Annotated in this window: 8 protein-coding genes; 7 read left to right on the top strand and 1 reads right to left on the bottom strand. The window is 40.8% G+C overall.

All coding sequences use genetic code 11. The features are described from left to right. The first annotated feature begins 98 nt into the window (after nucleotides 1–98). The 4 genes from QQK02_RS14170 to QQK02_RS14155 all read left to right on the top strand — a co-directional run bounded on the left by QQK02_RS14170 (nucleotide 99) and on the right by QQK02_RS14155 (nucleotide 7,414). Nucleotides 99–2,855, top strand: coding sequence for a TonB-dependent receptor (locus QQK02_RS14170; RefSeq protein ID WP_284208745.1), 2,757 nt, complete (start codon nucleotides 99–101; stop codon nucleotides 2,853–2,855). Between the two features lie 145 nt (nucleotides 2,856–3,000). After that, nucleotides 3,001–4,494, top strand: coding sequence for a tryptophan halogenase family protein (locus QQK02_RS14165; RefSeq protein WP_284208743.1), 1,494 nt, complete (start codon nucleotides 3,001–3,003; stop codon nucleotides 4,492–4,494). Between the two features lie 14 nt (nucleotides 4,495–4,508). Beyond that, nucleotides 4,509–5,999: a tryptophan halogenase family protein gene (locus QQK02_RS14160; RefSeq protein ID WP_284208742.1), complete on the top strand. Its 1,491-nt coding sequence runs from the start codon at nucleotides 4,509–4,511 to the stop codon at nucleotides 5,997–5,999. 11 nt (nucleotides 6,000–6,010) lie between these two features. Beyond that, nucleotides 6,011–7,414 (top strand): MFS transporter, encoded by a 1,404-nt coding sequence (locus tag QQK02_RS14155; RefSeq protein WP_284208741.1) that lies wholly within the window; start codon nucleotides 6,011–6,013, stop codon nucleotides 7,412–7,414. A 37-nt stretch (nucleotides 7,415–7,451) separates the two neighbouring features. Here the strand turns inward: QQK02_RS14155 and QQK02_RS14150 are convergent, their stop codons facing one another. Then, complete coding sequence (locus QQK02_RS14150; RefSeq protein WP_284208740.1) at nucleotides 7,452–8,204, bottom strand: hypothetical protein; 753 nt, start codon at nucleotides 8,202–8,204, stop codon at nucleotides 7,452–7,454. A 177-nt stretch (nucleotides 8,205–8,381) separates the two neighbouring features. Between QQK02_RS14150 and QQK02_RS14145 the strand changes: the two genes are divergently transcribed. From QQK02_RS14145 to QQK02_RS14135, 3 genes are all read left to right on the top strand, one after another. Beyond that, nucleotides 8,382–8,756, top strand: a complete 375-nt coding sequence (locus tag QQK02_RS14145) for a YacL family protein (protein WP_284208739.1) — start codon at nucleotides 8,382–8,384, stop codon at nucleotides 8,754–8,756. An 82-nt stretch (nucleotides 8,757–8,838) separates the two neighbouring features. Then, nucleotides 8,839–10,131 carry an efflux RND transporter periplasmic adaptor subunit gene (locus QQK02_RS14140; RefSeq protein ID WP_284208738.1) on the top strand — a complete coding sequence of 431 codons (1,293 nt, stop codon included), beginning with the start codon at nucleotides 8,839–8,841 and terminating at the stop codon, nucleotides 10,129–10,131. Next, the gene (locus tag QQK02_RS14135) at nucleotides 10,124–13,273 is read left to right on the top strand and encodes an efflux RND transporter permease subunit (protein WP_284208737.1); all 3,150 of its coding nucleotides are present in this window, start codon (nucleotides 10,124–10,126) and stop codon (nucleotides 13,271–13,273) included. Before QQK02_RS14140 ends, QQK02_RS14135 begins: the two co-directional genes overlap by 8 nt. The last annotated feature ends 56 nt before the right edge of the window (nucleotides 13,274–13,329 follow it).

Raw genomic sequence — 13,329 nt, 5'->3', positions numbered from 1 at the left:
AGTAGATGAGTGGATTTCTAAAAAATATAAATACAAATGTCGTCGCGTCAGCTCGGATGCTGAACAAATAAAGATAACAAGGATGAAGGGGAGAATATATGTTGAAGTTTAAACCTAGCAAGGTAACGCTTGCTATGCTTTCTACTGGTTTAATGGCAATGAGTGCTCCTGCACTTGCTGCACAAGATAGCCAGGCAAAAGAACAAGAAGTTGAGGTAATTACGGTTACGGGTATCCGTGGTTCTTTACAGCGTGCTCAAGCAATCAAAATGAGTACTGACAATATCGTAGAAGTACTTTCTGCTGAAGATATCGGTAAATTACCAGATACATCAGTAGCTGAGTCACTTGCTCGTTTACCAGGTGTATCAGGTGAACGTCGTAACGGTCGTACAAGTGGTCTTGCCGTTCGTGGTTTTAATGAAAACTACGTTGGTACTACATTAAATGGCCGTGAATTATTAGGTATGGGTGACAACCGTGGTGTTGAATTTGACCTTTACCCAACTGAAATTATTAACAATATTGTTGTTTACAAATCTTCTGAAGCAGGTCTAACAACCCAAGGTATCGGTGGTACTATCGATATGCAAACTGTTAGCCCATTAACTGCTGAAAGCACGATGACATTTAATGCGTCATACGAGCAAAATGGTGAAGATGCTGGTAACCCAGACTTCGACAATAATGGTCACCGTTTATCATTCAACTTTGTTGATAAGTTTGCTGACGATACCGTTGGTATTGCGTTAACAGTTGCTAACCAAGAAACGCCTCGCCAAGAAAACCAATTCCGTGGTTGGGGTTATGCTGACTCAAGCCAAGCACCAGGTGCTAAAATCTTAGGTGGTCACGATTCTTACACACGTTCTGCTCTATTAGAGCGTACATCAGTTGCAGGTATCGTTGAATGGGCGCCGACAGAGCGTTTAAAACTTCAATTAGATGCTTTGTACATCGACTTCGAAGAAAACGATGTTAAACGTGGTTTAGAAGAAGGTGGTGCTGAGTGGGGCGCGCCGAACCATACAGCCGGTACTGTTGAAAATGGTTTAGTGATGAACGGTGAATTTGATGGTTTCCATTCAGTTATTCGTAACGATGGCTTATCACAAAAAGCAGAACTAACAACATTAGGTTTAAATGTAGAGTACGCATTATCTGATGATTGGACGTTAGAAGCTGATTTTTCATCGGGTGACGTTGAAAAAGACTTACTTGACGTAGAAAGCTACTCAGGTGTTGGTCGTGCTGGTGTTGATGGTCGTCCTACGATTGCTCGCTCATGGCAGCAAACATCTACTGGTGCTGTATTTGGTGCGCACTCTTCTTTACCGACACTCGATTACACAGATCCTAACTTAATTCGTTTAGCGGGCCCTCAAGCTTGGGGTGCGCCAGTCGTTGGTGGTGATGCACAAGATGGTTTCATTAACCGTCCATCTTTTGATGAAGAGTTAGATGCATTGCGCGTATCAGTTGCTGGTACTGTTGAATGGGGTATCATTTCTGGTGCAGAATTCGGCGTAAACCTTTCTGAGCGTAAGAAAACGAAGATTAATGAAGGTGATTACTTAACAGCTCCTTCTTACCCTGGTGATGCAGCAATCCCAGAAGTATTAGGTGTTGCAGATTTAAGCTTTATCGGTATTAACGGTGTATTAGCTTACGATGCATTAGGTTTATACCAAAGTGGTTACTACAACGCGACTGAAGCGTCATTAGTACAAACAGACCGTTTTGGTGACACTTACACAGTGGAAGAAGACATTCGTACAGTTTATGCTAAATTCAACATTGATGCTGAAATTGGTAGCGTATACGTGACAGGTAACTTTGGTCTTCAGTACCAAAATGCTGAGCAACGTTCATTTGGTTTCTCAACGGTAGAAAACGCAAATGGTTACGTTGAAGCGACACCTGTTGAAGGTAGCTCAGAGTACTCTGATTTATTACCAACGATTAACTTAAGCTTCGAAATTTTTGAAAACCAATTTATCCGTACTGCAGCAGGTAAAGTATTATCTCGCCCGCGTATGGACCAAATGAAGCCTAACAACGTTGCAACATTTGCTTATAATGATGACCAAATTAACAATCCTAACCCAGAGCGTGGTCCTTGGAGTGGTAATGCGGGTAACCCGAACCTTAAGCCGTTAGAAGCAGTTCAATTTGACTTATCTTACGAGAACTACTTCTCGCCAGAAGGTTACTTTGCAGCAACATTCTTCTACAAAGATTTGAAAAACTGGCACCGTTCTAATAACGAACTAGCTGATTTCTCTGATGTTTATATTCCTGAGTTACACCAAGATAGTAATGGTAATGCACCGGCGACTTTCTTAGGTTTCGTTAGCACAGAACAAGATGGTTTAGAAGGTTTCGTACGTGGTTACGAATTCCAAACTAGCCTTCCGTTTAACATCATGCACGAAAACTTAGAAGGTTTAGGCTTAGTAATGAGCGCAACTTTCTTAGACGGTGAGTTAGATGACGGTGGTCGTATCCCTGGTCTTTCTGAAGAAAGTTACTCATTAACGGCATACTATGAAATCAATGGCTGGGAATTCCGTATCGCTGGCACTAAGCGTGATGAATTCTTAACTGAAACACGTGGTCTAAGCTTAGCATTAGAAGAAACTGAAGACTTAGGTGGTCAGTTATGGGATGCGCAAGTTAGCTACGACTTCAGTGAGTCTAGCATGGAGTCATTGCACGGTTTACGTGTAAGCTTCCAAGCGCAAAACTTAACAGACGAAGATACTGTTCAAGCTGAAGCGGTTGATTCACGTCAAATCACTAAGTACCAATCTTTCGGTGCTAACTACATGTTAAGCATGAACTACCAGTTCTAATTAACTTGTTCCAAATCAAAACCTGCCAGTTTACTGGCAGGTTTTTCTTTATAGATAGTTTGTTTTTCACTAGATTAAGCTCATTAGTCTGTAATTTAATGAAAAATAAATTACGCATCATTTTTCCACTATTAAGAAAATTGTCATGAATAACGCAGTAAAAAAAGTTGTCGTTTTAGGTGGCGGAACATCGGGTTGGATGTCGGCTGCATTTCTTAAAAAAATGTTTACTGATCAAGTTGATGTTGAGCTTGTTGAATCTGACGCGATAGGGACCATTGGTGTTGGTGAAGCAACAATTCCTCCGATACGTTTGTTCAATAATGTACTGGGTATTAATGAAGCTGAATTTATTAAAGAAACCAAAGCAACAATTAAGCTGGCGATAAAATTCGAGAATTGGAAAAACGTTGGTGAAAGCTATTACCATACCTTTGGAAGTGCAGGCAAAAGCAATCCATTTTGTCATTTTCATCATTACTACTATCGCGCTAAACAGTTAGGTTTAGACAAAAGTCTTTGGGATTACGATCTTAATTATCTCGCTGCACAGTCAGGGAAATTCGCTCAAATCAAAGCGCAAGATCCTGTGTTAGATGTGCCATTTGCCTATCACTTTGACGCAGGTCTCTATGCTAAGTTTTTGAGAAAGTTTAGTGAAAACTTAGGTGTCAAACGTACTGAAGGTATGGTTGATTCAGTAGAACAAAACCGTGAGTCAGGATTTATTAAAAAGCTGATCTTAAAATCAGGTCAGGTGATCGAAGGTGACCTATTTATTGATTGTTCTGGCTTCAAAGGCTTACTTATTCAAGAAACGCTAGCAACAGGTTTTGAAGACTGGAGCCATTGGTTGCAGTCAGATTCAGCGGTAGCGGTGCCGTCGGAACGTCTCGAAAAAACGTTACCTTATACTCGTTCAATTGCTCATGCCGGCGGTTGGCAGTGGCGCATCCCATTGCAACACCGTAACGGAAACGGCATCGTGTTTAGTCAGCGCCATTATACGCCAGACCAAGCAACTGATATTTTAATGTCGAACTTAGACACTAAGCCGCTTGCCGATCCTATGTTGATTCGCTTTACTACAGGCCGTCGCCGTAAGCAGTGGAACAAAAATGTTATTGCTGTTGGCTTATCGAGTGGCTTTTTAGAGCCGCTTGAATCAACCAGTATTCACCTTATCCAAAGTGCAGTCGTGCGTTTAGCGCATTTGTTTCCGCATCAAGGAATCAATGAATCTGACATTGCAGAATACAACAAGCAATCTGACATTGAGTATCAGCAAATTCGCGACTTTATTATTCTGCATTATGTGGTTAACGAACGCACCGATAGCCGTTATTGGCAAGATATGAGAGAAATGGATATTCCTGATTCGTTACGTCATAAAATCGAGCTGTTTAAAGCCTCAGGTCGCATTTTTAGAGAGCAAAATGATTTGTTTTTAGAAAGCTCTTGGCTACAGGTTATGGCAGGACAAGGGCTTGAACCTCAAGATTACAATGCATTAGCAAATCAATTAACGGAACAACAATTAATGGATATGTTAAACAGAATCGAGACGATTAAAAAAGAGCCTGTTAGCCAGTTACCGAGCCATGATGAGTTTTTACAAAGCATCATGAATAGAGCATAACGACAAGGGCCTTTATGAAACCAATCTCGATTGCAATTGTAGGCGGTGGCACCGCAGGTTGGATGGCAGCAAATTTATTTGCTCAAAAGTGGGCAGATAAACCCGTCAATATTACATTAATAGAATCGCCTGATATTGGTATTATTGGCGTTGGAGAGGGCTCTACGCCAACGTTGAAACGCTTCTTTAATATGTTAGATATTTCTGAAAGCCAATGGATGCCTGAGTGTAATGCCACGTATAAAGTGAATATCCGCTTTAAAGATTGGAGCCCTCAATCAGGCATTGAAAGTTACTCACATCCGTTTACTTCGCAGGTTGATACCTTTACCTCTCGCTCCTTTCATGTAAATACACGCACGCGACGTTTAGGGCTAGATACTTACGTTACCCCTGAAGACTTCTTCCTTAATGGCGTGCTTGCTAATCAAGGAAAAGGGCCGGTAGCGCCAAGTAATTTCCCCTTTATTATGGAATACGGTTACCATTTTGATTCAGCTTTGCTTGGTCAATTTCTTGCAAAAACTGCACAATCGAAAGGGGTTAATCACCTCCAAGCGAAAGTGACGGATGTTACACGCCATCAAAGTGGTGATATCGCAAGTGTTATCACGCAAGAGCAAGGCGAAATCAGTGCTGATTTTTTTGTTGATTGTACGGGTTTTAGTGCATTGTTGATGGATAAAACCTTAGGTGTAAATTTTAAATCATATAAAGATAATTTATTTAATGACAGCGCCGTGGTCATGCCGACAGCAATTGACGATGTTATTCCTGTGGAAACGCTTGCTACTGCATTAAGTACCGGTTGGGTGTGGAAAATCCCACTAACTAATCGCTATGGTAATGGTTACGTTTTTAGCAGTGATTTTATTACCAACGATGCTGCTGAAACGGAGTTTAGAAAACACTTAGGGACATTAAATGATGATACAACGTGCCATCATTTAAAGATGAAAGTAGGGCGATTAGACAAGCAGTGGTCACATAACTGTATCAGTATTGGCTTATCTCAAGGCTTTATTGAGCCGCTTGAAGCGACAGCTTTACACCTTGTTCAGCTTAGCCTTGAAATGTTCATCGAGCAGTTTGAAAAAGGCGGTTTTTCTAACCAACATCAACAACACTATAACGAATTTACCAGTGAGCGATTTGAGCGAGTGCGAGACTATATTGTTGCTCATTATAAAATGAATACTCGCACTGACAGTGAATATTGGCGCGCTAATCGTGATAATACTGAGTTATCACGATCGTTAATTCAAATTTTGAATAGTTGGTTTAATCGAGAAGACTTAACCGACGAAATTCACCGACAACATCTACAAAGTCATTTTGATACTAGTTCATGGCACTGCTTATTAGCTGGCTATGGCGCCTTTCCTCCACTTGCTGAAAAGCAACCTAATCAAGGTGATTTATACCAAGATAACAATATCGAGCAGTTCCTATCAGGCTGCGCATTAAACTTTAAAAATCATAATAATAATTTGCAGTTCAAGTAAGTGAGTCGTTCATGTTAGCAATGCAGAAAAAATTATCCAATAGCTTTTATATGCTGTTGTCACTACCCGCAACGGCGATGGGTTTTGCCTTATCCGTGCAAATTTCAGCACTTAGTTGGATCTTAACCACCCAATACGGGTTAGATATTCATGAGGTTGGCCTAGTGTGGGCCGCAGGCCCAATCGCCGGTATTTTGGGGCAAGTTATCGTCGGTATTATCAGCGATAAAGTGTGGTTTTGGCACGGTAGAAGACGCCCATTTATTTTGATTGGCGGTGTACTGGCGGGGCTCATGCTTTTAGCACTTCCTAATATTGATATTGTTTCTTCAAGTTTAGGCTTTTCTGGTATTTTAGGGGTGGCTATTGCGATTGCACTGACCTTAGATTTATCAATTAATGTTAGCTTCAACCCTACACGTGCAATTATTGCTGATGTTACGCCTGAGGGAGAAGAGCGTACCAAAGGTTATACTTGGATGCAGACCGTGTCCGGATCTTTTGGTGTATTAGCTTACGCTATCGGTGCTACCTGGGGTAATTACGCACTTATCTACTTTGGTGCGGCGTTAGTGTTAGTTTTATCGCTTATCCCACCTTTCTTTATTGAAGAACCTAGAGAGTTATCTGCAAATGAAGATGAGCAGGAGAGCTATGGTTTAGTCGATGTTATAAAAAACATCAAACCGTTATGGGGTATTTTGCTTTACGATATTTACGCCCTTGTATTGCAACTTTCAGGTATTAAAGTTGATCACTACTGGGCCGAGATGATTGCTGCGGTGATCACTTTAGCATTGGTGATTCAAACAATAAGTGCGAAAGAACAAACTAATGAAACGACCAATAAAACGGGTTTTGCAAAAGTACTTGCTGCACATTCCTTTAGTTGGATTGGTGTGCAAACCATGTTTGTTTTTATTATCGCCTTTTTACAAGACAAAATGCCGAGCCTTGGTGAAGATGACTTAGGTAAAGTCATTGCGATGAGTTTTCTTATTTTAAGTATTACTGCGGCATTTTTACCTGCATTGGTACTTGAGCCCATTGCTAAGAAAATCGGTCGCGTTAAAACACATACGATATGTATTGCGTCGATGGCGGTAGCCTATGGTTTAGTTGCTTATTTAGGTCATGAAAAAGTTAATTTATATATACTAATGGCTATTTTAGGTATTGGTTGGTCGTCAATTATCAGCTTACCTTTTGCGATTATGTCTGAAAAAGTCAATCAAGCTCAAATGGGCTTATATATGGGGCTATTTAACTTGTCTGTTGTTTTGCCGCAATTGCTGGTGAGCTTAGGTGTCGGCTTATTTATATCAAAGGTTGCCGATAAGAGTATCGTGTTTCAGGTCAGTGCTGTTGCGTTAGCCATTTCAGCTATTGTTTGGACCAAGGTAAAAGAAAATTAAACATAGCGTTTGTTTAATAAGGGCGCATTAGGCGCCCTTATTTTTTGTCTTTACCCAGTTTTTTCAGGGTTTTCTCCATGTGTTCTCTAAAGCTTTTATCAAATTTGCTTTCACCACAATCAAAGCCTGAAGCAGGTTTATGATCTAAACCTAAGTAAGATAAATCTTCAATTAACGTACAATTGCCATCATCTCCTTTAATTATGTCGAAGCTGCCCAGCCTCGTTGTGGCTTGCTCGCGCTTCTCTTCGTCTGTTAGTGGTACTTGTGAATGTGGCACAGCGGTATGCTTACCGGCCATAACATCACCTTGTCGGTACCGTTGATACTCTTCAAATTCGTTTTGTTGACCCTGTTGTTGTATTTGTTTTTTTAAATCAAGTAACTGGGCTCGCACTGACTTAGGTTGATTACTCATTCTGGGTAAAGGGGACAACTCTTTTGGTTGTTCGCTTGTTATTGGCGTTTCCAATGCCGGTAAGTCCTCTTCTATATTCATCGGAGGATCTATGGTTTTATCCTCGTCAGTTTGCGCAGGTTGTTTTTCTGTTGGCGTTACCGTTTCAATAGTTTGTTTTGTCTCAGTGTTGAGTTCTGTTTTGGGTTCAGGCACTGGTTTTGGCCTAGGGGCAACGTACAAATAGCTTTTTATCGGCTCAATTTCATTCGGCGCCTGATGATTTTCTGGAAGCGTAAATGATTGCAAACTCAAGATAAAAAGTAGGCCAAGATGGATAGCTAGGGCAAATAAAATAGCTAATTGATTTTGGCTCAAACCTTTAGTTAGCAATTGCCTTTCCTTGTGAACAAACACTATGTAGATGATATTAATAGACTTAGTCAATAATCAAAAGTTCAGCTGTTTTCAAAAAGCGACCATTAAGCTAACTCTAAGGTATTGATTTAGAAAACCCGTTAATCATTTGCTAAACTTAACGCTAGTTATAGCAACAATAAAAGTACCTTCATGGAATATCAATTTTCACATGATACAACTTCAGGCAATTTACGAGCACGGTTTAATTTAGAACATCAAGTCTTCGGTCAATGGCTAGAAACCGAGGTTGGCCGAGACGCTACGCAACTTGCAAAAATTAATAAGCTTATTGATGGTATTAATCAGGCTAAGCAGCATGAACTGCGCATGACGGGCCATCAGTATACCTTGGTGTTGTCTGAACATGATGCCATGATCGCGTTAAATGCCAGTATAGAAGGCGAAGAGTTAGAAGAAAGTCTTTCTGAGCAAGCGCTTGATTTTGATGAAAATGAGTCTGCAAGTTGTGGTCTTGATGATTTTCAAAGTTTAATGCACGCATGGGCAAACTTTATTACAAATTAATTCGTACCTATTATTCTAAACTAGGTTAAAGTATAACCGTATAAAAATAACATTAAATATTGTTTTAATTAGGTATTTCCCAATGACAAATCCTGCTAGCGCTTCAGCTAAACCACAAAAACAAAGAAAAATGGTCCAACTCCGGTTTGTTCTATGGCCAATCGCTATCCTATTGATATCGTTTGTATTGCTAGGCCTGATGGGGGCATTAGCACCTAAGCCAGAGAAAAAACCGTTTATTGTCAAAGCGCCATTAGTGGAAGCCATGCCTTTTTCGGCTGGTGATGTTCAGTTTATTATCGAAAGCCAAGGCAGTGTTCTTCCACGCACTGAAACTATCTTGGTCTCTGAAGTAAGTGGCCAGGTTGTTAAGGTTTCTGACAAGTTTAAAGTAGGTGGCTTCTTCAAAAAAGGTGAAGAGCTGGTATTAATTAACGATATTGATTACCAAGTCGCCTTGTTGCAAGCTCAAGCACGCTTGCATGTCGCCGAAGCTTCTTTAATGGAAGAAGAAGCAAGGGTTGAGCAAGCCAAAGATGAATGGCGTTTAACGGGGAAATCAATTGATGAAGCGCCAGCATTAGCGACTCGTAAGCCACAACTAAAAAAGGCAAAAGCCGATCTTGAAGCGGCTAAAGCTGAAGTACAAGCCGCGCAGATTAAACTCAGCAGAACGAAAATCGTAGCGCCTTACGATGCTATGTTGAAAGCCAAGCATTTAGATATTGGCCAGTTTGTCGGTGTTGGCGGTCAAATTGCTACAACATTCGCCGTTGATTATGCAGAAGTGAGGCTTCCGGTAAAGTTTCAAGATATCGATTTCTTATCTTTGCCTAAAATTAACCATGAACAGGGGGTACTTGGATCTACTGTCGACTTACATCTCAATATTTTAGGGCAAGAGCAAACGTGGCAAGCTAAATTAACCCGATATGAAGGCGTTGTTGATATGAATTCTCGTGTTCATTATGTTGTTGCACAACTCGATGACCCATACAATTTATTTGGCGAAAATGAAAGTAATGAATTGCGTGTTGGTACCTTTGTTAATGGGGATATTCACGGAAAAACAGTTAATGATGTTACTTCTATTCCTCGCGCTGCAGTGCGCGGTGCCAATAACATTCATATCGTCACAAGAAGCAATACACTCGATATTCGTCCAGTGAATATTTTACGAGGTGACTCACAATATATTTATACACGTGATCAGTTTGGCAAAGATGAACGTTTAATTCTTACCAAATTAGAATTACCGGTAAATGGTATGGAATTGCGTGTATCAAACGATAAAGCACAAAGTAATATTGAAGAAGACACTACAGGCGTTACTAACGAGACACCTGTATCAGTAAATGGTGAAGCAAATGACTAACCCTACTGAACAGCGTTCAACAGGTATTATTGCCTGGTTCACTTACAATAATGTTGCTGCCAATTTATTGATGGTACTTATTATTGTCGCGGGCTTTATGTCTTATCAATCGATTGATAAGAAAATGTTTCCTGAGTTTAGCCCTAACGCCATACAAATTGTTGTGCCACATTTAGGCGCGTCTCCTGAAGAAGTAGAGCTTGCTGTCATCTTAAAGGTGGAAGAAGCCTTAGAGGATATTGAAGGTATTAAAAAGACAACGTCTACCGCAAATGAAGGAGTAGGCTCTGTTTACATTGAACTGCAGTCAGGCTATTCGATTGAAGAAAAGCTTGATGAAATACAGATGCAGGTTGATAGCATCACCACATTACCTGAGCAAAGTGAAAAGCCGATAATCTCGAAACAAGAGTTTAAAGGCCAAGTGATGTGGTTATCTTTGCGTGGCAACATGGATCGTCGGACACGACAAACCATGGCGCAAAACATTCGCGATGAAATTATGCTACTACCAAGTGTTAATACGGCAGAAGTTGTTGGCTCACGTGATTATGAAATTAGCATTGAAGTTTCAGAAGAAAAACTACTGCAATACGGTTTAACATTTGACCAAATAGGACAGGCGGTAAGAGCCTCTTCAATTGACTTACCTGGCGGGCGCATTAAAGCGTCCAGCGGCGATATTTCCGTTAGAGCCGAGGGGCAAGCTTATACAGGGCAAGATTTTTCAAACCTTGTTTTACGAACTAACCCAGACGGCACACATTTACTATTAGCTGATATCGCCACCGTTGTTGATGGCTTTGTCGAAGCCGAAGACTTCGCTACGTTTGATGGTGAAGAAACTTCAAGCATTATGGTGCAATCGACCAGCGATCAAAATGATTTAGAAATTGCTGAGCAAGTGCGCGAATACGTTGACAAGAAAACCGAGACATTACCCAGCGGCGTTAAGTTGACTGTTTGGGGTGATACCTCATTTTACCTTAATGAACGTTTAGACATGATGCTAAGTAACTTAGCATTAGGTGCGTTACTTGTTTTTTGTGTTTTAACGTTGTTCTTGCGTGTGAAAGTTGCCTTTTGGGTAATGTTAGGTATTCCAATCAGTTTCTTTGGGGCGTTTGCCTTAATGCCGCTTGGTGGCGAGTGGTCTGTTTCAGTGAACTTAATTAGCTTGTTTGCCTTCATCATGGTGCTGGGGATTGTCGTTGATGATGCCATTGTTATTGGTGAAAGTATTTATTCTGAAATTGGCACCAAAGGGCACTCTACAGAGAATGTCATCAAAGGCACGATGCGTGTTGCTATGCCGGCAACCTTTGGTGTCTTAACAACGATAGCAGCGTTTGCCCCTTTGCTATTTATTGACGCGACGTTTGCTGCATTTTTCCGAGCAATCGCATTGGTTGTGACCTACTGTTTAATTTTCTCTTTAATCGAGTCAAAATGGATTTTACCTGCCCATTTAGCTCACATGAAATATGTACCATTAACCGAGCAGAATGCGAATTGGTTTGAACGCCAACAACTCGCCTTTAAAAATGGTTTAGATAAGTTTATCAATAATATGTACTTACCTACGTTACAAAAAGCATTGCGTGCACGTTACACAACCATGGCTATCTTTTTTGGTGCCTTACTTATTTCCATTGGCCTGATTGTTAGCTCTTTAGTGAAAGTAGAAGTGTTTCCAAATGTGCCAAGTGATTTTATTCGAGCAAATCTCGAAATGGTTGATGGCTCATCAGTTGTCGAACGAAATAGAGCTGCAGAGAAAGTCATATTGGCAGCTGAAAAGATAGGTCAGGAAAATCGTACCTTTGACGGTGAAAGCATTGTCTTGCACACCATGGTGTTCACTGGTGGTAATACCAACGCAACGTTCATGCTTGAGCTTGTTAAACCTGAACATCGAGAACTGTCATCTTATGATGTCGAAAAATTATGGCGAGACGCGGTTGGTGAAATTCCAGGTGTTCGTGAATTACGCTTATTTGCTGGCACGAATACTGGCGGTGGCGCGGCATTAGAGTTCCAGCTATCTGGACGTAATGACGCTGAATTGGAAGCTGCATCGACAGAAATTCAAGATAAACTGACGGAGTATGACGGTGTTTACGATATTCGTAGTTCATTTAGTCGCGGTGTTCAGGAAATTAAACTCGATATCAAGCCTGAAGCCGAAGTACTTGGTTTGAAACTTAGCGATTTAGCAAGCCAAGTAAGACAAGCTTTTTATGGTTTAGAAGCGCAACGTATTCAGCGTGGTCGAGATGAGCTTAAAGTCATGGTGCGCTACCCTGAAGAAGATCGCTTATCGATTTCTGATCTTGAAAATATGTGGATAAGAACGCCAGACGGCGGCAAAGTACCATTTTATCAAGTAGCCGATATTTCAATCGGTCAAAGCTATTCGACGATTACCCGCATCAACCAAAAGCGCACAATTACCGTATCAGCGGATATCGACAACGACAAAGTTGAATCGCGTGTAGTGCTAAAAGAAATGAATGAAGAGGTTATTCCTGAAATACTGGCGAATTACACAACCGTTGAATACGGTATGGAAGGCGCGAGTAAAGAACAGGCTGATTTCTTATCTCAATTAGGGATCGCGTTAATTGGTGCGCTATTTATGATTTATGGTTTAATCGCGATTCCAACAAAGTCATATATTCAACCAATCGTCATTATGTCGGTTATTCCATTTGGTATTATTGGTGCGATATGGGGCCACTTCTTCTTAGATCGAACAGTGAATATGATGTCGATGTATGGCTTTATCGCGTTAACCGGGGTTGTGGTAAACGACTCGTTGATCATGGTCGATTTCATTAACCGAGCTAAGTCGGAAGGGATGAAGTTGGTTGATGCCGTTTGCCAAGCTGGTACACAACGTTTTAGAGCTATCTTATTGACGTCATTAACCACTTTCTTTGGTGTATTGCCGTTATATTTTGAGACGAGTTTGCAGGCTCAGTTTATTATACCAATGGCGATTGCACTTGGCTTTGGTATTATTTTCGCCACTGTGATTACGCTGTTCCTAATTCCGTCGTTGTACTTAATTAAAGAAGACATTCATAATCTAGTTAAGCGAGAGTCACCTACTGGAGAGCCAGTAACCGACGTTAAATAAACATTTACTAAATCAGTATCATTGGGTCAGAGTAATATATTTACTTTGACCCTTTA

The sequence above is a fragment of the Thalassotalea eurytherma genome (genome assembly GCF_030161415.1).
In the GTDB taxonomy this organism is placed as follows: domain Bacteria; phylum Pseudomonadota; class Gammaproteobacteria; order Enterobacterales; family Alteromonadaceae; genus Thalassotalea_G; species Thalassotalea_G eurytherma.
Note: the sequence above shows the minus strand (reverse complement) of the source record. Positions and strands in the feature narration are given on the sequence as shown.